The organism is Ekhidna sp. (assembly GCF_040220215.1).
Classification (GTDB): domain Bacteria; phylum Bacteroidota; class Bacteroidia; order Cytophagales; family Cyclobacteriaceae; genus Ekhidna.
Genome location: NZ_JAVJTR010000012.1, coordinates 58543 through 81008, shown reverse-complemented (window position 1 = coordinate 81008; position 22466 = coordinate 58543). Strand labels below are relative to the sequence as shown.

Annotated in this window: 20 protein-coding genes; 5 read left to right on the top strand and 15 right to left on the bottom strand. The window is 40.5% G+C overall.

All coding sequences use genetic code 11. From position 1 onward, the window contains the following. The 3 genes from RIC88_RS07455 to RIC88_RS07445 form a co-directional block, all read right to left on the bottom strand. On the bottom strand, nucleotides 1–999 hold the full coding sequence (locus tag RIC88_RS07455; RefSeq protein ID WP_350216902.1) for a patatin-like phospholipase family protein: 999 nt from the start codon (nucleotides 997–999) through the stop codon (nucleotides 1–3). Between the two features lie 381 nt (nucleotides 1000–1380). Beyond that, nucleotides 1381–2991 (bottom strand): amidohydrolase family protein, encoded by a 1611-nt coding sequence (locus tag RIC88_RS07450; protein ID WP_350216901.1) that lies wholly within the window; start codon nucleotides 2989–2991, stop codon nucleotides 1381–1383. Nucleotides 2992–3066: 75 nt separating this feature from the next. Next, nucleotides 3067–3816, bottom strand: a complete 750-nt coding sequence (locus RIC88_RS07445; protein WP_350216900.1) for a TMEM175 family protein — start codon at nucleotides 3814–3816, stop codon at nucleotides 3067–3069. 120 nt (nucleotides 3817–3936) lie between these two features. On the opposite strand from RIC88_RS07445, the gene RIC88_RS07440 reads away from it, so the two are divergent. Next, complete coding sequence (locus RIC88_RS07440; protein ID WP_350216899.1) at nucleotides 3937–5067, top strand: DUF2911 domain-containing protein; 1131 nt, start codon at nucleotides 3937–3939, stop codon at nucleotides 5065–5067. Between the two features lie 188 nt (nucleotides 5068–5255). Here RIC88_RS07440 and RIC88_RS07435 read toward each other — a convergent pair whose 3' ends face one another. The 3 genes from RIC88_RS07435 to RIC88_RS07425 all read right to left on the bottom strand — a co-directional run bounded on the left by RIC88_RS07435 (nucleotide 5256) and on the right by RIC88_RS07425 (nucleotide 7617). Further along, entirely contained in the window at nucleotides 5256–6185 is a 930-nt protein-coding gene (locus tag RIC88_RS07435; protein ID WP_350216898.1) for a DUF2268 domain-containing putative Zn-dependent protease, read from the bottom strand. A 5-nt stretch (nucleotides 6186–6190) separates the two neighbouring features. Continuing rightward, entirely contained in the window at nucleotides 6191–6706 is a 516-nt protein-coding gene (locus RIC88_RS07430) for a hypothetical protein (protein ID WP_350216897.1), read from the bottom strand. A gap of 104 nt (nucleotides 6707–6810) precedes the next feature. Next, nucleotides 6811–7617 (bottom strand): LytTR family transcriptional regulator DNA-binding domain-containing protein, encoded by an 807-nt coding sequence (locus RIC88_RS07425; RefSeq protein WP_350216896.1) that lies wholly within the window; start codon nucleotides 7615–7617, stop codon nucleotides 6811–6813. A 202-nt stretch (nucleotides 7618–7819) separates the two neighbouring features. Between RIC88_RS07425 and RIC88_RS07420 the strand changes: the two genes are divergently transcribed. The 3 genes from RIC88_RS07420 to RIC88_RS07410 all read left to right on the top strand — a co-directional run bounded on the left by RIC88_RS07420 (nucleotide 7820) and on the right by RIC88_RS07410 (nucleotide 12905). Then, complete coding sequence (locus RIC88_RS07420; protein WP_350216895.1) at nucleotides 7820–8962, top strand: hypothetical protein; 1143 nt, start codon at nucleotides 7820–7822, stop codon at nucleotides 8960–8962. Further along, complete coding sequence (locus RIC88_RS07415) at nucleotides 8959–10116, top strand: hypothetical protein (RefSeq protein WP_350216894.1); 1158 nt, start codon at nucleotides 8959–8961, stop codon at nucleotides 10114–10116. The genes RIC88_RS07420 and RIC88_RS07415 overlap by 4 nt, the downstream gene beginning before the upstream one ends. A 230-nt stretch (nucleotides 10117–10346) precedes the next feature. Then, complete coding sequence (locus tag RIC88_RS07410) at nucleotides 10347–12905, top strand: WG repeat-containing protein (RefSeq protein WP_350216893.1); 2559 nt, start codon at nucleotides 10347–10349, stop codon at nucleotides 12903–12905. On the opposite strand, the gene coaE is transcribed toward RIC88_RS07410, so the two are convergent. The 7 genes from coaE to RIC88_RS07375 form a co-directional block, all read right to left on the bottom strand. Further along, the gene (coaE, locus tag RIC88_RS07405) at nucleotides 12891–13490 is read right to left on the bottom strand and encodes a dephospho-CoA kinase (protein ID WP_350216892.1); all 600 of its coding nucleotides are present in this window, start codon (nucleotides 13488–13490) and stop codon (nucleotides 12891–12893) included. The two genes, RIC88_RS07410 and coaE, sit on opposite strands and share 15 nt — an antisense overlap. Further along, entirely contained in the window at nucleotides 13480–14412 is a 933-nt protein-coding gene (locus RIC88_RS07400; RefSeq protein ID WP_350216891.1) for a YbbR-like domain-containing protein, read from the bottom strand. The genes coaE and RIC88_RS07400 overlap by 11 nt, the downstream gene beginning before the upstream one ends. A gap of 9 nt (nucleotides 14413–14421) precedes the next feature. After that, nucleotides 14422–14748, bottom strand: a complete 327-nt coding sequence (gene yajC / locus RIC88_RS07395) for a preprotein translocase subunit YajC (RefSeq protein ID WP_350216890.1) — start codon at nucleotides 14746–14748, stop codon at nucleotides 14422–14424. A gap of 78 nt (nucleotides 14749–14826) precedes the next feature. Next, complete coding sequence (locus RIC88_RS07390; protein ID WP_350216889.1) at nucleotides 14827–15363, bottom strand: DUF1573 domain-containing protein; 537 nt, start codon at nucleotides 15361–15363, stop codon at nucleotides 14827–14829. A gap of 88 nt (nucleotides 15364–15451) precedes the next feature. After that, nucleotides 15452–15748 (bottom strand): YtxH domain-containing protein, encoded by a 297-nt coding sequence (locus tag RIC88_RS07385; RefSeq protein ID WP_350216888.1) that lies wholly within the window; start codon nucleotides 15746–15748, stop codon nucleotides 15452–15454. A gap of 11 nt (nucleotides 15749–15759) precedes the next feature. After that, nucleotides 15760–16926, bottom strand: a complete 1167-nt coding sequence (gene nusB, locus RIC88_RS07380) for a transcription antitermination factor NusB (protein WP_350216887.1) — start codon at nucleotides 16924–16926, stop codon at nucleotides 15760–15762. Between the two features lie 85 nt (nucleotides 16927–17011). Further along, nucleotides 17012–18112, bottom strand: a complete 1101-nt coding sequence (locus RIC88_RS07375) for a Glu/Leu/Phe/Val family dehydrogenase (protein WP_350216886.1) — start codon at nucleotides 18110–18112, stop codon at nucleotides 17012–17014. A 126-nt stretch (nucleotides 18113–18238) separates the two neighbouring features. On the opposite strand from RIC88_RS07375, the gene RIC88_RS07370 reads away from it, so the two are divergent. Then, a complete protein-coding gene (locus tag RIC88_RS07370; RefSeq protein ID WP_350216885.1) occupies nucleotides 18239–20023 on the top strand; it encodes an ABC transporter ATP-binding protein in 1785 nt (594 codons plus the stop codon). Here the strand turns inward: RIC88_RS07370 and RIC88_RS07365 are convergent, their stop codons facing one another. Together RIC88_RS07365 and RIC88_RS07360 are read right to left on the bottom strand one after the other, a co-directional pair. Beyond that, complete coding sequence (locus tag RIC88_RS07365) at nucleotides 20024–20563, bottom strand: hypothetical protein (RefSeq protein WP_350216884.1); 540 nt, start codon at nucleotides 20561–20563, stop codon at nucleotides 20024–20026. Nucleotides 20564–20695: 132 nt separating this feature from the next. After that, the gene (locus RIC88_RS07360; protein WP_350216883.1) at nucleotides 20696–22465 is read right to left on the bottom strand and encodes an ABC transporter ATP-binding protein; all 1770 of its coding nucleotides are present in this window, start codon (nucleotides 22463–22465) and stop codon (nucleotides 20696–20698) included. Nucleotide 22466 lies beyond the last annotated feature (1 nt).

The following is a 22466-nucleotide window of genomic DNA, read 5'->3' as shown; positions in this document are numbered from 1 at the left end:
TCAATATTTAATCCCCAACCACTCCTCAATCTTCCCCTTATTCTCTTCAAAAAGCTTTTTCCCAAATGCTTTGAGCTTTGCCATATTTTCAGGCGTAGCACAGTCCATATCCGGATCGATATCCGTTGACTTGAGGTCTCCGTCTATGCGGAGGTATTGATCCGGGTTGTCGATTGTCCCGTAAATTTTATCCAGCTGATAATGGGCTACTTCGGAAGCCCCTGACATCATAATGTCAATCACCGGCTGTACCCATTCGGCCATGCCCCACTTCTTAGCCTTTTTATATGGATATGGTTTACGTGTATATCCTGTACCGATGGATAAGATTCTCATGTCTTTGGCTGTGGCCTCTTCTCCATCTATCTCAAAGATATTCCGACCCTCTGCATATGCCACAAGTGCAGGATTGTTTACGAAAACGCCCCCATCAATTAAGGTAAAAGATCCTCCTTTTTCGGACATAACTTGCTCACACTCAAAATAGGTGGGAGCTGCAGAAGTAGCTCTGGCTACATCACGTACACGAAAGTTAAAGTCGGGATCTTCCTTTGCTTTGTGCTGACCAAAAAAGTGGCCTTTGCGGTTGATGATATCATAGGAAGTGATAATGCATGGCTTGAGTAAATCTTTAAGCCAGGCATCTCCAAAGTAATCCTGTAAGGCATCCTCTATTCCATCTGCAGGATATTTTTCATCCAGGATGCCTCCAGCAGTGCGAATCTTATGGAAAAAGGGAACGTCGAAGATTTTATCACCTCTTTCAAAGTAAAGGCCAACAACTTCTTCTGCTGAAAACTTAGGGTGGTTTGGGTGCTTTGGGTGTTCCAAAAGAAATGCACAAGCCAAAATGCCGCCAGTACTCGTACCAGCAACCAAATCAAAATCTGTGGCAACCCGAACGTCAAATGCTTGCTCTATCTCCACCAGGATCTGACCTGGAATAATCCCTCGTATCCCCCCTCCGTCGATAGATAAAATTCGCTTTAATGGAGGCATGATTGGAAACTCTTTCTAGTAATTCTTAACTAAAGGTCACCAACCCGTTGACTAAAAACAATACCTATCTGGGGGTATTCTAGGAGAATAAGAAGAATCTTATAGGATATTTTAAATAAACTTGATCCCGTTCATTAAAACATTATCAATTGATAATGTAATTCAGCCTTTATTTACCTTCACTTTTTTGTATCCAAGGAAAGCAAGAAGTAAAGCAATAGCAACAAATAGTAATCTTGAAATCTTTTTCATAGCAGTGGGTGTTTAAAAATTGATATTTCAAAGTTCGTCCCTTATATGCCTGAAAATCAATACCCTAAAAGTGGTAATCTATCCAAAATCGTGATTTTTCACCGAAGTTGAAGGGCTATCCATCGAAAGTCAGAAGTGACGTTTTAGAAATTGGTGGGCATTTTCAAAGCAAATCCCCCTAACCGCCGATTCAACTTTTACGTCATCTTCCAGGTGGTATTTTGCCCCGTCAATTTCCATTAAGGTGTGTATTTTTTGGAACAGGTCTTTTTCGAAATCGTCAAACAGAAGTGAATTTCCATAATCCTGGGTAGGGTCAATATATCCTTCAAAATCTGTCCCAAGAGTGAAGTAGCTCCAGCAATTGGATTTTTGTTCTTCAGTTAATTCATCACTCGTAATAATTTGGTCAACCATCGCTTTTAAGTTCTTCCATAAAAGATCAATACTATTGACCTTGTCTTTTTTATCGCCTAAAATTCGCTGATCAAAACACAGACCAATCAGGCCGCCTGTTTTAGCTGCCCAGACAACATCTTCTCCACATACATTGATATTCCATGGATAAAAACCATCCTTGAGCTCATTGTCGTTTTCGTGAAAACTATAATCAATCGTCTCTTGCAGCGTTTCCCAGCCACTAAAACCGACATGACTGAGAATAACCGGGATATTATCACCCTTAGCCATGCATGGGGTCACAATTTGCTCGTAGTACCATTTTCGCGTTTTTGCAGCTGTATGTTTTAAGTCAATAAGAATTCTTCTGCCCAGTCCAGTATCCACATTTAGCTCGTCATCAAGTCCCAGCAGTTGTTTAATAGCTTTTTCACCCGCCGGCTTAATTCCTTCATTCATGCCGTCTGACTGATCAGAAAGTATTCTTAAAGCGTCTGGAATACTATGTGCATGTCCTCCCAGATAATTGTTGAAATGATGGGCAAATGTGATGAAGAATACAGGTCTTGGCCAGGTCTTCAGCTCCATGATTCGTTGTTCCACCTTATCCAAATCGGTATCTGTGCCCAACGCATGCATCCCTTCTATCGTCAGTACCACGGCTATATTATTGGCATTCAGGGTAGTTTGAACCTCATCGTAATTTTCACAAACAATATATCTGCCTGTCGCATCCAATGATTCCGGGTATTTCTTTCGAAGCTTCCCGGCACTTTTAAACAAGCGCTTTATACCGGGGATATATATCTTATTTGTGGTCAATTTATTGCTATGACTTAGCAGAAAATCCCGCTCTTTTATGAGTTCCTCATAATAATCATACTCATCTGATATGAAGAACTTGATACGGCGAATGGGCATTCTCATTAGTAGGGACTGTAAAAAGGCCCTGGCGATTTTTAGAATTGTAGGTGCTCCGGTCGCAAAAGCAAAAAGTGCCTGCCCCCATTTTATTGGATTTAAAAAACCCAGACCGGATGTGGACAATACATCTAAAATCCGAATCAGCTTGCTTTGATCTATTAAACCTCCTTTATAGAAGCCTTTCTCAAAAGGGTAGAGTGACGCAAAAACAAGTTTGGCTTCACCATTCCAAAGTTTAGCAGGATCACATTGGGAGTAGCTAAATGCCCTTTCCCCCTTCTCTTGTTTGTTGAAATTGCTAAGAACTACATTCCATGGGTTAAACTTCGATGGCCTATTCTCATTTTTGGTGTGCCTCATCCAGTGAAAGGCACGAGCGTGAGGATGACAATGTAGGTCTGCATATTTTTTATTCATAGCAGGATGAATGGGTGAATGATAAAGTTCTGCATTCTAGAGATCAATCCCAATACCCAAATAGTGGTAAGTTCTTTACCCGAAAAGCTGCTTGGTTTTGCGATCTACCAAATACCCAAAGGTGATCATTACGGGTAGATATAGCATATAAATAAAACCTGCAATCCCAAAATTCCAGGCTCCATGGCCGAAAGGATGAAGAAAAGCAACCATTGTAGAAAGGAAAGGAATGGCTCCCATCAGCAGGTTTTGCAATAAGCTTACCTTGGTTGTAAACGTTTCGTATTTATTGAGCTCCAACTGCTCCCTCTTTTTATAAGCATGCCTGTAGAGCCAGGCCATCGCCATAAAAATGAACGTGGCACCAGTTCCATAGGCCGTCATTAGCAATGTCATGTTCTCGCTATTCATTTCCCCACCAAAATCATCCATGAAATTATCTGGCATTCCGAAAATCAACCCGGAGTACAGTTCCACAAGAAACCTTGCAAGAAACTTCAGTGGGTATATATAGATGAGTACTAAAAATAAAAGAAAGGTATTGACTGTGACTGTCTTGGTATTTTGAAGACCATAACGTAAGAAAAAGATATAATGCTGGTACCAGATTACTACAATAAGAACGATACAAATAAAGGATGGAAGGATGTCACTAATGGACTTTCGAAGCTCGTCAAAGGTTTCAGGAACCGCAGATGACAATACAACCAAGGTAAAGGCCACCGCAAAAACGGCATCACTGAATGTTTCAATCCGTGTCTGGTTCAACCCCCGGTACCTAAAGTTAGGATCAAGTGCTACCAGTTGATCTTTAAAATCCCTCATAAACGTTTGAATTGGGTACTCAATGATAACCATTCATCTACAATATTATCCCTTGATAGAAAATAAAAAGGCGGTTTAACCATCGGGCGTTTTGAATTAATTGAACCAACTCTCAAAACTATGAACAACAACAAAAGATTTTTTGGAATGCTAATGCTCTCAATGGTCAGCCTTTGGGGATTGGCACAAGTGAGTACGCCTCCGGGCGGGGGTAGTCAGCGGTCCTTTGTAAAACAGCACATCGGAGGTGTAGGCAAGGTTGCTATTGAATACAGTAGCCCGGGAGCCAGGGGCAGAACCATTTACGGTGGTGTAGTTCCTTACGGGTTTAACAATCTTGGATTTGGATTGAGTACAGCGGAAAATCCCTCTCCATGGAGAGCTGGAGCAGATCAAAACACCACTTTCCATTTCTCTCATGATGTGAAAATTGAAGGAAAGGAACTGGCTGCAGGTAAGTATGGGTTCTTTGTGGCTCCAGCAGAGGAAGGACCATGGACGGTTATCTTTTCGAAAGACAACAATCACTGGGGTAGTTTTTTCTACAAACCAGAAAATGATGCCCTTAGGGTGGAAGTCGAAGCAGAAGATACTGAGGCACGCGAATGGCTGACCTATGACTTCATCGATCGCCAAAACACTTCGGCCACAGTAGCGCTAATTTGGGGTGATAAAAAACTTCCAATAAAAATAGAATTGGCTGACCCGGTTGGAGCTCACATGGAAGCTCTCACTGCTGAATTAAATAATCAGCCAGGTTTTACCTTCCAAAACTTGCTTGCTGCTGCAAGATATGCTTCCGGTGTGGGTGAGCATGATAAAGCGATTGAATGGGCAGAAGCTGCTATCAATGCGCCTTTCATAGGACAGAAAAACTGGGCAACCATGTCCACTAAAGGAGCAGTTCTAACTGCTGCGGGCAAAACGGAAGAAGCATCAACACTGATGGATGAGGCCGTTAAACTTCCGGATGCTACGGCAGGAGCAATTCATCAATATGGAAGACAATTGATAGGGGCTGGTCAAAAAGAAAAGGCTCTTGAGATCTTTAAATACAATCACAAACAAAACAACGGTGCATGGCCGACCAATTATGGATTAGCTCGTGGCTATTCTGCAGTTGGCGACTATAAACAAGCATTGAAATATTTACAACTTGCTAAGGAAAATATTCCGGCTGGTGATACAGTGAATGGGCCAATCATTGACCAAAATATTGAAAAACTGAAAAACGGCGAAGACATCAATTAAACATCCATTACCAACATAACCTGAAAAGCCCCTGAATGGGGCTTTTTTATTGAAATGAATGTGTTGATTTTTCTTTAACAAATAGTGTTTTTCGGAATTCTCCAGGCTCCAACTCATTCATAAGTTTTAGCTCTCGTCCTTCCATTATTTCACCGAAATTATCTTCTCGTTTTTGAAATTGATCTTCATCATTTACTCAAATACTGACTTTTAGCCAGAAAATCCGTCGAATCCTGAATGCCTAATATATCTTTCAAAGCTTGCTTCTTATCACTGGCTTTTTCATAATAAGCTTCACAAATTTTAAAGCCTAAAGTATATCCTAGAAGTATTGGAACCTCATCCTGATCAATTGAATCCCATAGCCAGTAGCTTTTGTCTTGATTCACCAAATCCTTCTTGAATCGATCCTTCAATTCAGCCTCTCGCTCATTGACATAATTAAGTCGTGGGTAGCTTTTGGTGTTTTTTCTTACCAGATAATAGGTGACAAATTCTGCACCTCCTTCACGAAGAATCAAGTCAAGCATGTTATTCTCCTTCCCATAAGTACTAGCATATTCACCAAAACCTAATGCTCTGGCCTGCTGGAAATGAGTCAATTCGTGAATGATCGTTGAAAACTTTCTATCAGGATTATCCCAGTTCTTTTCTATTGTGACCAGTTGTCCCGGTCTTGAGGCTTGAGCAATTCCTCTGTAAGCTCCAACTAAAAAATAAGTAGGCGGAAACATTGCATCGTTTATGACTGCCTTGTATCTAACCATTTCAGCAGTATACTTTTTTTGATATTTCTTCTTCTCCTTTGGAAATTCTTTTGCCAACTGATTGTATACCTCCGGATAGTTAGCTAATGCCTTTGTCAACATAGATGCTGTAAGGCCATGTCTTGAGATATACTCTTTCAAGCCACTCGAGCCGTTTGTTAGATATTCTTCATCTAGAATTTTTAAAGTGTCGGAGGATTTGGTTAGTGAATTAAATACTTCAATGAACCGATCTACATCCTCAAAAATTAGTTTTGCCTCATAAGGGGATGATGGGTAATTTGGTTGAGCTTGAACAGCAAATGAACTTAATAATAAGAGTATGTTGATAAGTATATAGTTCTGTTTCATGAGTTTCATTTTTTTAGAAGGTTTTTAGCGGAATAATAAATTGAATAGCAGGTAGGAAAGGTGAATAACAGTACAATGATCAGAGCAGTAGCAAGACCTGGAATAGTCAAATACTCACCGAGTTGAATCTTGGAGCCTTCAATGTTTTCGAAAAGATCAATGAACTCAGGAAGAGTTATATATGCTGCGAGAACAGCATCGAAAACAAATGTAAAAAGCCACATATTTTCCATCCTGTTTTGAAGGGATCGGGTAATAATAAAAAAGCAGCTTATTAAAATTGTTCCGCTGACTAATGTTACAGTTGGCCCCTGAGGTATCAGAATCAGCCCGGAAACATAATATCCATAATCAGAATCTGTTGGACCTCTAAAAGGCGCCACTACATTCATCAAATAATAAGGCAAGTGTGCAAATGCCATCAACAGTAATGACTTGTTGTATTTCTTCTTTGCAATCAAATAGCCACTCCAAATAAGAATAAAAGCTATTAGGGGAGCTCCAACAATTAACCAATTCATTTTTTCAATTAAAATTTTTAACCTCCACTATTTTCGTGGTTAAGGCTGAAATGGTAGAGTCAAATCAAAAATTTGGGGTGAATGTCCGCTCTTTTGGGGTGAATCTAGTTTAGCAAAGCATCTATTGCTTCCTTGTAAGTTGGAGAGATGGTTAATTCCTCTGTCCAGTTGCCTGACTTGATTATCAAAGAACTGGAATTTCGAGACACTACAAATTGTATGTTTACAATATATGACCTGTGGATTCTTTGAAACTGTGGGTGATCGGATAATTGGTCTTTCATGGATTTTAGGGTAGTCCTCAAAGTTTTTGATGTCAACTTATCTCCCGATTTGACCAAAAAATCAACATAATTATCATCGGCTTTTAGTAAGACCAGATGCTGAAGGTCTACCTGCAGCGATTCATTTCCGCTACCCTGTATCAGCGTGAAATTTATACTATCCGGATCCTTCCCAACCAATGAATGATAATATAAAAACTTACCATAAATCATAAAGGGTATATAAGTAAATCCAACTAGTAAGAAGCAGGCTATCCAAAGCTCCAAATACTCATTTGAATCGAAGCATTGCCAATCGCACCATAACTGTCTCAGCACATAAATCAGGTGAATAAAGAGTATCATTTTCAGAAGCCAGAAGAAACCATTCACTTTAAAGTTAGCTATACCGGAAGGCCAAATCCATTTAGATAAAAAATCGACTGAAAAACTGGAAAGTGGGAAAAAAAGCCCAAATGGAATGAAATATAATGCTAGCCTCAACATGCCTTCAACAGTCTCATAATAGATTCCAAATGGCCGGGTAATTATCAAAAACGCCCAAAAGAATATAGCTGTGATGAAATTATATAAGGTAGCATATCCTTTCACATAATAAAGCCAGTGAAAATATTTGTGGGAGCTCATCTTTCTTTTGATAACCGCCAATGTATCAATCATATTTCTGCCCCCTTCATTTTACACGAACATAATAATAGGGTGAATTGACATAACCAATAACAATTATAAAACCGATTCCTGTTTATCCACAAATTTCCATCTCAACAGTCTTACTTAACCCCGACTGCTCAATCCCCGTAAATAAGGTTTGAAAACAAAACAAACACTCATGCAAAAAACATTATTCTCACTACTTCTTGCATCTTTTATGATCGTGTGCATCGCTAAAGAGCCGAGAATGAAAAAAGGTACTCCGGACATTGTTTCACTGTCTGTTCTGGAGTTTAATCAGGATGGAATCCTTTTTGTGGGCGACTCAAAAGGTGGAGCTATATATGCCATTGACCTTGGTGACGATCAAGTAAGCACCAATGAAGAGCAGCTAAACATTCCGAATCTGGAGGACAAATTGGCCGGCCTGTTAGGAACTACAGCAGACAATATCATGATCCACGATATGGCGGTAAATCCTATTTCACAAAATGTATATCTAAGCGTATCCAGGGGCAGAGCCAAGTGGACATCCAGATGGGAGACTCCAAATGATTTGGAAGATGCAAGTATCTTGATCAAGATTTCACCTTCCGGTGACATGTCTGAAGCAAGCCTGGAAAATGTGGAGTTTTCAAGTGTCGCTATTCCAAACCCGGTATCCTCAGATATCGAACACCAATGGAAAAAGGGGGCAAAGCTTCGCTCGGATGCCATTACGGACATTGCCTTCGATAACGGTCAGGTGTATGTAGCTGGTCTATCCAATGAGGAGTTTCGGTCCGCGATGTGGACGGTACCATTCCCTTTCACAAAAGATGTCAAAGCAAATACGCTCGAAATCTTTCATGGTGCACATGGAAAATGGGAAACCGCATCGCCTGTGCGTGCTTTCCTTCCATATCAACTAAACAATCAGCAACAACTGCTGGCAGCTTACTTATGCACACCACTTGTAACCATAGATGCATCAAAGCTTTCTGATGGACAACATGTAAAAGGTCGTACTGTTGCGGAATTTGGATCCGGTAATTACCCAATCGATATGGTGTTGTATCAAAACAATGGAAAGGACTACATTTTGATGTCAAACAGTGCATTACCACTTCTTCTTTTTGATCCGGAAGATGTAGCAAACTACAAAGGGGAAATCACGGAAGAAGTAAAAGGCTATTTGGCTGGGGTAAAGTATACTCCAAGATCAGGAAATGGTGTTCAGCAGCTAGCCGATTTTAACAAAAAGTACATTCTTTCTACACAGCGACTGCCAAACGGCAAGCTTGCATTAACTTCACTCTCAAAAGAGTGGCTTTATCCATGATGAAAATATTATCTGAAAATACAAAAGGAGGCACTCTAGGCCTCCTTTTCTTTTTTTTGCTGACCGGTCACGCAATCGGCCAAAGTTTCTTCACAGCTAAAACTTTACCTTCTTCCGACCAGTATGGTACCATCACTACACGCCTGGTTCCTGAAGAAATTGTCAAACTTATCAATCAACAAAATTTCAGTTTTGAAGAATGGTCCTCTTTTTTCTATATCCAGACCGGTCCAAATGCGCCCGCAGTGCTAGGAAAATATAGTATCGAAAATAACCACCTATCGTTTGTCCCAAAGTTTCTGCCAGACCCAAAGGTCAATTACTTCGTGACATTTTCTTATCCGCAACTGGGCTTGCTACTATCTGATGAAATAACTGAGCAAAATGTTTATACCGATGTGGCATCTTTTGAGCCTCCTGAAACAACCCAACCAGAGGTCATTTCCTTCACTCCGGACCTTGATGAGGTGCCGGCAAACCTGCTACGTTTTTATGTGTATTTCTCTGCCCCAATGAGCTTATTGCAAAATCCGTATGATTTTATCTCAATTGAAGATGATGATGGGAAAAAGCTTATTGATCCATTTGTGGTCATTCCCGAAGGGTTATGGAACATCAATCATACACGATTGACCTTACTTCTTCACCCCGGTAGAGTGAAGCAAGGTGTCGGGCCAAATATGACACAGGGAGATGTTTTATTGGCAGGAAATAGCTACACACTCAAAATACATTCCGAATGGAAGGGTGCTAGTGGTGAACCTCTCAAACAGAATTTTTCACAAACAATCAATGCCACTAATCCGCTTAGGGGTGCCATGAACATCAACAGCTGGGCTTTAAAAGCTAACGTGAATAATGGAATAGGTGTCCTGACCGTCATAACTGACCACCCGCTGGATCAACCACTGGCCCAACGAATGCTTTTTTTGCGAAATGCTGAAGGTCAGCTTCTTCCGGCTCAGGTAAAATTTGAAAACCCGGAACAACTGCAAATTTTGTGGCGTCACCAGGGATCGAAAGAATTAGAACTACTCATAGATCCTAGACTGGAAGATGTTTGCGGAAACACACCACACTATGCTTTTGATCTGGAAGGGACTGAAAGAACACCCTCCGAGGAGGAGTTGAAAATCAAGTTTAGCATAAACTAGGCATAAAAAAAGGGAGCACCTTCGTACTCCCATAGCCGATCCCAATGTGCTGGTTGGATCGAACTTTCGATCCGACTAATGTCGAATCTAATCACCGCCTAATTTACTCGCCTGTAAATGTAGACAGCTAATATAATAAATTTCATTTATTTCTCATTCTGTATAATGATAAATTTTTGTGGGAAAATGTAGTGTCCAAGATTGCCTTAGTTACGTTAATTTGCCTGTATATGCCCAAAATCCTTATCTATATCCTATTTCCGCAGCTCATCGTATTCGGTACCGTCGATCGAATTCAAAAGGCAATGGAAAAAAAGGAGTATGAAAAAGCTTATGAATTGATTACAAAAGCATACGAAAAAGAGCCAAATAATCCTGGCATTAGCTACTACCATGCAGTGCTGTTTTTTGATGCTGCATTTGCTAAATACAACATAGACACTGCGCGTATAGCTATCCTCAGAGCTAAAAAAAATTACGAGACAGTATCGGCAGATTTGAAGAAAGATCTCAAAGAAGATGGCATTGAGCTAGAAAAAATTACAAACTTGTATGAACGAATACGGGACAAAGCTTTTCAAAATATATTGTCCAATCTCACACTGGCACAAATTGATTCTTTTAGTCAAAAGTTTCCAGGGTCGGTTTATACAGACATATTGTCTTTCAAAAGTGATAGTATCGAATTTCACTTAGCGCAAAATGCCCAATCTCAGCAAGCTTTGATTGAATTTATCAGGACCCACCAAACTTCGGTTTTTAAACCTAAAGCAGATTCGATCCTTGATGGCATGCGTTTTCTTGACCTTAAAGAAAAGGGAGCGTTAAAAGATCATTATCAATTTCTTGATGACTACCCATATACAAGCCATAGGAGAAATGTCGAAAGCTATATTCTAAAAGTTTCTACTGCAGCCCATACTCCTGAAAAATATCAGAGCTTCATTGCATTTGCTAAAACACAAGACCTGAAGAAAAAAGCGGCAGATGTTTTATACTATCTAAACCCACCTCAATCTGTTGCTCACCATCCCAACAAGGATTCTATAAAAGCAGCTTTGAATTTGCGAGATATTCAAATCTTCCCAGTTATTAATAAAAGCACCATTGGGTTCTATTCACAAGCAGGCCAACAACAAATTGATCATTCGTTTGCTGATGTACCCGACATTTACAAATGCACACTGATAAAAGATGATTGGGTGTTCGCTTCTACCAATAGCGCCGGATACCTGTTGACTAAAAGTGGTAAGACTATCGTTGGTAAAGTAGAAGATTACATAAGTATCAGTGACGATATCGGTTTAGTAAAGAAAAATGCGGAGTGGCTTCTGTACCATAAAAGTGGTTTTAAAATACTAGACCTGCCGATAGAAACTGCAGAGGTCCTTGACAACCAATGGATCAAAATTTCCAAAAACGGGAAATGGGGCTTGGTTAGCATCTTAGGGCTAAAAATCGCTGAGATTATCTATGACGACATTTTCAAAGAAGGCAATTTCTATGTATTTGAGCGTAGCGGTCTATTGGCCGTGTATACGGAAAAGCTCATTTTGGATGAAATAGAGGGTCGGGGTTTGTCTTTGGAATTCAAGTTCGATGATATTGAGTTGGTGAATAACCATTCACTTATAGGCTTTCGTGGGGAGCGCGAATGCCTGCTGGATTCAACACTCAAATTTTTAATCCCATGGGGTGTACATGAAATATATCCGGAGGAATCAGGCTGGTACCTAAAGTCAGATCAGGGCTATCGAATTTATAACCCCGCTGAAGCTGACATTATGGATCGGTATTATCCCTATTTGGAATCTAACAATGGATGGCTTGCATTAAAAACTGAGAATGACTGGATGCTGCTTCCTCGAAATCAAAGGTTGCTTCCTTCACGCGGATATGATTCCATAAAACTTTTGAATAACCATGCTGCGATTTTGTTTAAGGAGCAGTCCAAAAAAATTCTATTTTCTTCTGGAAAGGAGATTGCTCTGCAAGAGGAAAAAATCGCGACTTTTCAAAACAATCCGGAGTTTGTCACCATAAATGACGGTATAGAGTCCTCCCTATATAATTCAGATGGAGAAAAGCTTATCTCAGGAAAGTTTGAGAAAATAAATTTCATGAATGACTCCTTGATACGTGTACAAATTCGCGGTAAGCAAGGCTTAATGAGAAAGAATGGAGTGTGGATTTTGAATCCGGTATTCGACAGCATTGATGAAAAAGATGGGCTTATTCTGACGCTAATAGATGGAAAAATTGGGTGTTATGACCCGTTGATTAATGAGTTGATTGCGACTGAATATGAAGCTCGGGTGGAGCGAATGCGATCAAATTATCTGGTAAAGAAAAATGGAAAATATGGAATAATTGATTTTGCAAAAACAGAGATTCTTTCATTCTTATATGATGAAATCAAGTTGTGGAATGACACGAGTTATCTAATCAAAAAAGACAATCTATTCAATATCATTAATGAAGACGAAGAAATGGTTTATGAGCCTGTGGAACAGGTCAAAATGCTAACTACCAACGACATTCAGTCTACCTACCGGTTTGTTAGCAATGGAAGATATGGGCTTCTAAGCAATCGGTTTGGGGAACTGATGAAGCCGGAGTTTACGGATATTTTCAATATTGGGACAGCAGAAGATCCACTTTTTTTTTCTGACCAACATTTGGACAAGGCGGGCTTTCATGTGGTGAGTTATGTGGATCAGAAAGGGAATCTTATTTTGTCAAAGGCCTACACCCTGGAAGAGTTTGAACGGATTTTATGCGATGAGTAAAGATTTGTAAATCTTCATCACCTGCTGAATGACGGATTGCCTCCCGTCATTTTCAATCACAAAATCAGCCAAAGGAATTTTCTCTTTATCATCCATCTGCTTGCGAATAATATCCCTCACATCCTCAGCAGAACGATGTGAATCACGTGCTGTTACCCGTTCGATTCTGACATCTTCAGGCGCAGTTATCAGAATGTTTTTCGAGAGGTTTTTATAAGAACCGGTCTCAAATAAGAGCGCAGCTTCTTTTAAAAGAAGATCTGCGTCTTGATTCTCTTGGACCCAACGATCAACATCTTTCGCAACAGCCGGGTGAACCAAGCCATTTAATTTTTTTAATAAACCCTCATCCTTGAAAACCTGACCTGCGATGAATTTACGGTCAAGCTTTCCTTCATTAAAAGCTCTTTCCCCAAATAAGTTTTTGATTTGAACCACTAACTCAGAATCGTTTTCCATCAACCATTTAGCTCTGTCATCAGCATAGTAAGTGATAGCTCCCAGGACTTCAAAAATCTTACATACGGTTGTCTTACCCGAACCAATTCCACCAGTAACACCAATTATGGCATGCTTACTTTGCATAAGTTATTGACAAAGAATCTGGAACGGTCTCTACCTCTATCACATTCTCAGGGTAAAAAACTACAATGGCAGGAGCCGTAGAATCTGCCTTGTTGATGAGGTTATAATCTACAACTATCTTAAAATCGCTGGCGAAATATTCTTCCCTTAGGTCCTGTTGTACAACAAAGGAAATTGTCACATTAGGGTTCGTCACGTAAACGGATGAGTCCTTAGGAAAGTTTTGCATTTCAATGGCAGCTGAAAGTTCCAACTTATCAAAACGGCCTACATCAAATTTTACATTTACAGTGGGTGGCACTGAGTAGATATCAAAAATTTCCGGTAAACCTAATTTCACAAATCGATCAAACGTTTTGTCAATACTCTCTGCATCAAGCTTGATCGTATAAGTTTCATCAAGTGTATCGATAAAACTTGTTGGGCCGAAGATTCTTGCTGTATCAGGACTTAGGAGAATGGATGAAATAATTCGATAATCTTCATCCATGCTAATGTTGGCAGAATCAATTTTTAGATTCAATTTTTTTGACACCTTTCTATCTATATCGATGAAAAGTGTGTCTGTGAAAAGAAAATTAATTCGAAATTCGTCTAATTGGTCCGAAATTATCGGCAAGATAGTGGGGCGTGTCAGGTAGCGGATAGCTGCCGGGTTATCCAACTCAATAGTGATTGGGTCGCTCCCAAACCAAAATGAGTCCTTGAACAAATCCCAACCTCCTCCACCTACATCAATGTCTACATATTCCGGAAGCGGCTTGACTGCAATCAGACTATCGGTGTTGTATACAAATTCAATGGGGTATTGAATTCTTGAATTGTAGTCTTTTCCCAGGGCACTAAAAAACCAAAAGGTAGTAGCTCCCAAAAATGAGAGCAGCACTACCTTCCAGTTTCCAAATATTTTAGGGATGCCCATTTGAATATTCTACTTTTTATCTTTCTTCTCGCCTGATTCATTCAAGCGCTTGCTTGCCTCTAAAGAAATAGAAGCTTTCTCAACAAGCAATTTAGTACCTCGATCTACATCGATCAAAACAGTTGTGTCAGATACTTCCATGATTTTTCCATGGATGCCTCCAACAGTCACAACCATTTCGCCTTTTTTGATCTCTTGAAGGTACTTCTTAGTTTCCTTTTGCTTTCTCTGCTGAGGACGAATAAAGAAGAAATAGAAAATCGCGATCATACCAATGATCGGTAAGAATGAGGTGAAATCACTACCTCCTCCGGCTTGCAATAAAACTGTGTTCATTTGTTGTTATTTGAAATAAAAAAAGCCCTGACAGAATCGTCAGGGCAATGTTAATAAAATTTGAAGTGCTAAAAGAGACTATTCTCCTTCCTTCACCACATTTGCTTTAATCTTTACTTGCTGAGTAGTCGGCCAGGTATTGGTAGTAAGAGTTACGGTCTTTGTAGTGATACCTGGCTTGTTTTTGCTATTAAACCTTACTTTGATTTCCCCGGTTGCTCCCACTGGAATTGGCTCTCTTGGCCACTCCGGTACAGTGCACCCACAAGTTGCTTTTGCATCTGAAATAACTAATGGTGCTTCTCCATCATTCACAAATGTGAATACATGCTCTACAACATCACCATCTTTAATGGTACCAAAATCGTGAAGCTCCTCTTCGAACTTGATTGTTGGTAGTGGACCCTCCGGCTTCTCTGCAGGGGCTGCAGGTGTTGGGTTGTTTACTGCTAGCGGTTGTGCTGTTGGGTTTGCTTTTGCAATTCCACCTTTTCCCTCTAATGCAGCTACTCTGCCTTCCAGCTTAGTAATTCTGGATTCCATATCGCTATTTCCGCAGCTGGCAATACCAACTGCCACGATCACTCCTAAAAAAATCTTTAATACTTTCATCATCACTCTACTTAATTAAAATTTACCAGTTGATCTACAAATCTACGAAAGATATAGTTTCAAAATTCTTAATGAAATGTTAACGAAGCTGTTAATCTTTCTTGATTTGGCTTATAAGCCCATTAACGTCATCCAGAAGCCGCTCTGCTTTGTCCTTGGCATCTTTCACGATCTTCTCACCCTGATTTTTGGCGTCATTGTTAAAAACAGCTTTTCCATCAGCTACTTCCTCCACAAAACCTTCTAGTTGCTTTTTTAGCTTATCCAGCTGAAAAGTGAGCTTATCGCGTGTATTTGTTCCTTTATCCGGCGCATAGAGGATACCAAGTACCCCACCAGTGACTACTCCTAAAAGAAATGCGAAAAAAGAACTGCCTGATCTGCTCATGATTACTGTTTTTATTTATTATCGATAAGGCCTCTACCGCTCTTACGAATTTTACCACTCGAAGTTAGCTCGTTTGAGAGTACATCCAAAACGCCATTTACAAATTGTTTACTTTTTGGGGTGCTATACATTTTTGAAATCTCAATGGCTTCATTAATAGTCACCTTCACAGGAATGCTTGGCGAATTCATCATTTCCACCAAAGCAATCTTAAGTATGACACGATCTGTAAGCGCGATTCGGTCCACATCCCAGTTCATGGTTTTGCTTTGAATGATTTCTTCCAGAAACTCATTCTGATTAATCGAATCCATGAAAAGCCGTTCCAGAAACTTAAAGTCATCTTCCCCATTCTTGGTAAGCTCTGCCAATTCCAGGTCTTCCCCATCCTGGAGTGCTTTTATAGTTTTTACCACCATGCTTTTGACGATTGGCTGGTTTTCTGACCATTGCAAGTGTGTGCCTTCTAAATAAGAAACTATTGCTTCATTCTTAAAAACCACGCGCTTAAACAATTCCAGCACTATATCATTTTCTGGAGCTTCCGTCAATTTTGAACCTCCAAAAAAATGCTGAAGTGGCTCAGAGGTCCTAATCTGCTCCCGATACCAACTTTTTATTTCCTGATGTTCATTATCCCACGAAATACTGGATCTGGCGGCTTCTTTTTGAAGCAGCTCCGATTCCTTCAGTTTTTTCACTAGTTCGTTTCCAATAAAAGGATAGATTTTCTTTTCCTTGGCGATGTATGCTTTGTCTTCTTTTTCGCTATCCAGCTTTTCTCGCTGCTCAATTTCGATAGGGAGAAGCAACAATTTGATGTAGGTATCCATTAGCCTCTCAGCTTCCTTCATCATATCATTTTTACGTACTCTGGCTTCTTTGTGAACTAAATTCTCATACTCCGCCAATGCCGCATTCACATTTTCAACAACTTCCTTCTCGACATCTGTACTATTTTCAACTTTTCCTTTCAACAGGTTAGCATTGAATAGCTTAACAGCTTGCTTTTTACGAGCCTCAAAAAGTGCCTTATCTGCAAAATCGTGCTTAGCAGGATCCAGCGCATGCATCTCCTCCAGCTCATTTCTTTTCACTTCTTTAATGGATTCCACTGCAGTGTAATGTCCATACAACGCTTGCATCGCTTTAACCCTAAGTATCCTTCTATTTAGCATTTTATGTGGCTTTTCGCCTCTCCTTTATTTCAAATTTGTTCTGTCAGTCGTCCACTTTCGGATGCTGAAGTTCTTGGATTATAATTTATTCTCCAAGTTTAACTTTTCCTACCTTGTCTATTCGCTGAAGTGCAAGCTCCAATGCTGCTTCGTGTGAACCGATTTTATTTTGCTCAGCATGACTCAATACATCCAGGCAAACTTCATAGATATGCTCTGTAGATGCTATCACCCTTTCTTTGTTGTAGTTGCCCAAATATTCATGGTACACATTGGCAATTCCACCTGAATTTATCAGGAAGTCAGGACAATAAATTATTCCATGATCATTGAGCATGGCGCTATGTTTTTGTTCGTCAGACAATTGATTGTTAGCTGCTCCTGCTACTACGGCGCATTTCATCTCTGGAATGGTCTCATCATTTAAAGTTGCTCCCATCGCACATGGGGCGTAGATATCCATTTCCATTTGGAATATTTTGTTTGGATCCACTACCGAAACCTTGTCATGCTTATCGGTTATTGCCTTGATTTTATCATCAAAGATATCAGCGATAAATACGTTAGCATTTTCTTCGATGAGATGATCCACCAAATATTTACCAACCTGCCCTGCTCCCTGTACCAAAATATTTTTACCGCCAAGTGAATCAAGTCCGTAAGCCTTTTTTGCTCCTGCCTTCATTCCCATGTATACACCATAAGCTGTCATTGGGCTGGGGTCTCCTGACCCTCCCATGTATTCTGGCTTGCCTACTACATAAGGAGTTTCCATACTCATGTATTCGATATCACGCATGGTAATATTCATGTCTTCCGCCGTATAATATTTGCCATTCAGGCTATTCACAAACTTTCCGAATCGTCTCATCAAAGGCTCGCTTTTCATTTTTCGAGCATCACCGATAATGACTGCTTTTCCACCACCAATATTCAATCCCGCAAGGGCAGACTTAAATGTCATCCCTCTGGATAACCGTAAAACATCTTTCAAAGCTTCTTCATCACTGGCGTAGTTCCACATTCGTGTACCTCCCATTGCCGGGCCAAGGTCTGTATTGTGAATTGCGATAATTGCTTTTAAGCCGGTAGCTTCATCTCTGCAGAATACTACTTGCTCGTGTTGAAGATTTGCCATTTGATCGAACACGCTGTTCGACTTTACTTCGGGTTGTGTATCTATCATTGTAAATGAACTTTATTCTAAATTTGAACCTTCTTTCCCGAGTGTGATTGCACTATCGTAAAAGGGGATGCAAAAATATTCCATTTTAACTAAAACCAATTGGCTATCAGGCCTTTATAAAATTTTGTGAAAGACCTAGGCTACCTTAATAAATACCTGCTCAAATATAAGTTTCACCTAATTTTTGGTGCCTTATTCATCATAATTGCAAATTTCTTTGCGATTGTGCCTGCTGTAATTGTTCGATATGCTTTCGATATTCTTCAACGTAGCTACGGTATTTTTTCGTCTTTCGAAGGTTTTGAGCTTCAGGAAAACACCGTTGGAATCATTGGTTCCAGCATTATAATACTCGCAATTCTAATCCTTGCTTCTGCACTACTGAGAGGTGTTTTTCTTTTCTTCATGCGTCAGACCATTATCGTGATGTCTCGTCACATCGAATATGATCTGAAGAACGAAATTTATGAGCACTACCAAACACTGCCGTTAAGTTTTTATCGAAGAAATAATACCGGGGATCTCATGGCGAGGATCTCAGAGGATGTCAGCAAGGTTCGGATGTACATAGGCCCGGCTATTATGTATGGAATTAATCTACTAACCCTCTTTCTGATGGTAATCCCCTACATGATTTCTATTAACCCTACGCTTACACTTTATTCCCTTTTACCACTGCCCGTTCTTTCGCTCAGCATCTATTTTGTAAGCAACATCATCAACAAACGTTCGACTGAAATTCAAGAAAGTCTGTCAGGACTTTCTACCTATGTTCAGGAGGCATTTTCGGGCATTCGTGTAATCAAAGCATTTGTTCGAGAAGAAGAAGTAGCCAAAAATTTTGAAACAGAAAGTATTGTGTATCGCGATCGATCGTTGAAGCTGGCCTTTGTGCAGGCACTTTTTATGCCTTTGATCATGGCGCTGATTGGATTAAGCGTAATTCTCACGGTTTGGGTTGGCTCTATTCAGGTCTTTAATGGAGAGGTGAGCACCGGTAACATTGCCGAGTTTATCATTTATGTGAATATGCTAACCTGGCCTGTAACCGCTCTCGGCTGGATCACGTCCATTATTCAACGAGCAGCTGCCTCGCAAAGAAGAATCAATGAATTCCTTGATACGAAAACGAATATAGTTTCTGAAAAAAACATTGAACGGGAAATTGACGGGCACATCGTTTTTGATGATGTGAGTTTCACATATCCGGATTCTGGTATTCAGGCATTAAAAAATGTTTCCTTTGAAGTTAGACCCGGTGAGTCCATAGCGATTGTTGGAACCACTGGTTCAGGAAAAAGCACGATTGCCAATATGGTGTGCCGCCTCTATGATATTGACAGTGGACGATTGGAAGTTGATAATATAGGCGTGAAAGAATATAACATCTCATCTCTCAGAAGCCAGGTAGGTTATGTTCCACAGGATGTATTTCTTTTCTCTGACACGATCGAGAATAACATTGCTTTCGGCAACAGGGCGATGAGCAAAGAAGAAATCAGAAAAGCCGCTGAAGATGCGGACCTGCTCAATAATATAAAAGATTTCAAAAATGGTTTTCAAACCCGGCTGGGTGAACGAGGAATCACACTTTCCGGAGGTCAAAAACAACGGGTATCTATAGCTCGGGCAATCGCCAGAGAACCAAAAATCCTGATCATGGATGATGCACTTTCTGCTGTGGATACCAAAACTGAAAACGCAATCCTGAATGCGATGCAGCGAATCATGCAAGGCAGAACCTCCATCATTATATCACACAGAGTCTCTTCAGCAAAACTTGCTGATAAAGTGGTGATGCTTGACGATGGAAAAGTAGTGGAACAAGGCACACATGATGAGCTAATGTCTAAAGGGGGGGCATACAAAGAGCTACATGACAAGCAGCTTTCCGGAGAAGAAGTTGCGTGATTACCTAGCCCAACGTTCTGTACTTTGGGAACCGTCTTCGTAGTACAAATCGAATGAATAGGGCTGGAGAACTACTCCTTCTTCAATGGCTTTCACCTCCATCATTTCAGCTATTTCCTCTCTGTTTGGCCTTACCAGCCAGTGTTGAGTTAAGAATACTTTGAAGATCTTATCCGTCTTAAACTCTTTATATGAGTAGCCCGCTGGCAATCGCAGTACATCTTTTATTTCATCCTTATAAGCCCCTACGAAATAATGAACCGTGTCACTTTCTGACTCATCCAAATTGAAGTAGACAATGGCCACTTGTCCTTGAAGCTTACCTGAATCAATTGCTGCTTTAGTTTCATGATATCTGGCTTTTAGCAGATCATAGTCAAATTTCTCACGATACTCCTTCCCAATGATCGTTCGCTCCTTCCCCTCCATCACAAATACCTCCATAGGCTCAAATCCACCCAATGTATAGTATGTGCTCCATGAAATAACAATCAGGCATATGATGATAATGACTGAATAAAATAGCTTGGCTCGCTTCATGGGTCAAAGATATGTCCGGAATAAATTATTAGCGTAGGTTTTACAGTTTACAAAGCTACTTTACCTGATTCGCACGAGAGTCTTCTTAAATAAGTGGACTTCTCAGGTTTCACCTTCGAAGTGACGGATTTGTTAGACTGCTTTCGCTACTTCCTTGTACTGCATCTGATGAAGCTGAGCGTAATATCCTTCCTTCTCAAGTAGTTCATCATGATTGCCTCTTTCCACAATCTCTCCTTTATCCAGTACCAGAATCTGATTTGCGTTTTGAATGGTGGACAGTCTGTGAGCGATGACAATTGAGGTACGTCCATGCATCATTTTTTGAATGGCTGATTGGATCAGCTCCTCGGTTTCAGTATCCACCGAGGAAGTAGCCTCGTCCAGTACGATAATTTTCGGATCGTATACCATCGCTCGAACAAACGAGATGAGCTGCCGCTGACCCACAGAAAGAGTTGCTCCCCGTTCCTGCACATTATAATCAAAGCCACCCGGTAATTTTTCTATAAACGGAAGTGCACCTACCATCTCGGCTGCTTCTCTAACCCTCTCTCTCGAAATATCCGGATTTTTTAATGTGATGTTGTTGTAAATAGAATCGGAGAACAGAAACACATCCTGAAGCACTACAGCGATGTGGTTTCTAAGATTTGCCAGGTCATATTTATGAACTTCCGTATCATCCACATAAATACCTCCTTTGTTGATTTCATAAAACCTGCTCAGTAAATTGATAACTGAAGACTTGCCCGCACCTGTTGCCCCCACCAGCGCAATCGTTTCTCCGGTATTCACTTCAAATGAAATGTCTTTGAGCACATAATCATCGTCGTTGTAAGCGAACCATACATTTTCAAATCGCACATCTCCTTTTACATGATCCGGACTGAAACTTCCATTGTCTTGAATGTGCTCGTCATTGTCCAACAAATCGAGAATTCGGTTTGATGACACAATCCCCATTTGCAGCGTATTGAATCGATCGGCGATCATTCGGATTGGTCGGAAGAACATCTGAAGGTAGAGAATGAATGCAATCAGCATCCCGAACTCAACATTCCCCTGCACTAACTGGCCTCCCCCATACCATACAATTAAACCAATCCCTGCAGCCTGAATAACCTCCGATACCGGAAAGTAAATAGCGTAGTAAAGCACTGAATTGATGTTCGCTTTGCGGTGCTCCTTGTTGATCTCCTTGAACTTTTCAAACTCCCGTTTCTCACTGTTGAAAATCTGAACGATGTTCATCCCGGTGATATGCTCCTGTACGAATGAGTTGAGGTTGGAAACTGCAGCACGCACTTCGTTGAAGGCCACCTTAATTTTTTCTTTAAAAATGTAAGTCGCAAAAATCAAGATCGGCAATAGTGAAAGACTGACTAGTGTCAGTGACCAGTTCATCCAAAACATAAATCCGAGGATGACCAGCAACTGCATTACATCCGCGATAATACCGGCAATCCCGGTACTGAAAACTTCAGCAAGCGTTTCAATGTCCGAAACGTTTCGGGTTACTAATCTTCCAATAGGCGTCTTATCGAAAAACTTCAATCGCAAGCTCTGAATGTGACGGTAAAGCTTGATGCGAATGTCTTTGATGATGTTCTGTCCCAGCCACCCTGAATAAAATGTATGGAGATATTGCACAATGGCCTGCACCACCAGCAACCCAATCAAAAGCATGATCATATTGACCAGTCCGGGATAGTCTCCCTGAGCTACGTTGTTGTCAATCGCTTTTTGGATGAGTAAAGGCCGAAGCGGCCCTACCACGCTCAAGGCAATGGTGAGGAACACCAGGAAATAGAAAATACCGATGTAGGGTTTGGCAAAGACGAACAGCCTTTTCAAAACTGTCAGGTCCACAATATTTCCGCTTGCCTTTTCTTTTTCCAAT

Bases quoted from the DNA above. Each gene is read 5' to 3' on its own strand.
- RIC88_RS07425 (WP_350216896.1), bottom strand. From the start codon at position 7,617: ATGAGCTCCCACAAATATTTTCACTGGCTTTATTATGTGAAAGGATAT.
- RIC88_RS07365 (WP_350216884.1), bottom strand. From the start codon at position 20,563: ATGAAGCGAGCCAAGCTATTTTATTCAGTCATTATCATCATATGCCTG.
- RIC88_RS07445 (WP_350216900.1), bottom strand. From the start codon at position 3,816: ATGAGGGATTTTAAAGATCAACTGGTAGCACTTGATCCTAACTTTAGG.
- RIC88_RS07410 (WP_350216893.1), top strand. From the start codon at position 10,347: ATGCCCAAAATCCTTATCTATATCCTATTTCCGCAGCTCATCGTATTC.
- RIC88_RS07385 (WP_350216888.1), bottom strand. From the start codon at position 15,748: ATGAGCAGATCAGGCAGTTCTTTTTTCGCATTTCTTTTAGGAGTAGTC.
- RIC88_RS07390 (WP_350216889.1), bottom strand. From the start codon at position 15,363: ATGATGAAAGTATTAAAGATTTTTTTAGGAGTGATCGTGGCAGTTGGT.
- yajC (WP_350216890.1), bottom strand. From the start codon at position 14,748: ATGAACACAGTTTTATTGCAAGCCGGAGGAGGTAGTGATTTCACCTCA.
- RIC88_RS07440 (WP_350216899.1), top strand. From the start codon at position 3,937: ATGAACAACAACAAAAGATTTTTTGGAATGCTAATGCTCTCAATGGTC.
- RIC88_RS07430 (WP_350216897.1), bottom strand. From the start codon at position 6,706: ATGAATTGGTTAATTGTTGGAGCTCCCCTAATAGCTTTTATTCTTATT.
- RIC88_RS07435 (WP_350216898.1), bottom strand. From the start codon at position 6,185: ATGAAACAGAACTATATACTTATCAACATACTCTTATTATTAAGTTCA.
- RIC88_RS07375 (WP_350216886.1), bottom strand. From the start codon at position 18,112: ATGATAGATACACAACCCGAAGTAAAGTCGAACAGCGTGTTCGATCAA.
- RIC88_RS07415 (WP_350216894.1), top strand. From the start codon at position 8,959: ATGATGAAAATATTATCTGAAAATACAAAAGGAGGCACTCTAGGCCTC.
- RIC88_RS07455 (WP_350216902.1), bottom strand. From the start codon at position 999: ATGCCTCCATTAAAGCGAATTTTATCTATCGACGGAGGGGGGATACGA.
- RIC88_RS07400 (WP_350216891.1), bottom strand. From the start codon at position 14,412: ATGGGCATCCCTAAAATATTTGGAAACTGGAAGGTAGTGCTGCTCTCA.
- RIC88_RS07420 (WP_350216895.1), top strand. From the start codon at position 7,820: ATGCAAAAAACATTATTCTCACTACTTCTTGCATCTTTTATGATCGTG.
- nusB (WP_350216887.1), bottom strand. From the start codon at position 16,926: ATGCTAAATAGAAGGATACTTAGGGTTAAAGCGATGCAAGCGTTGTAT.
- RIC88_RS07450 (WP_350216901.1), bottom strand. From the start codon at position 2,991: ATGAATAAAAAATATGCAGACCTACATTGTCATCCTCACGCTCGTGCC.
- coaE (WP_350216892.1), bottom strand. From the start codon at position 13,490: ATGCAAAGTAAGCATGCCATAATTGGTGTTACTGGTGGAATTGGTTCG.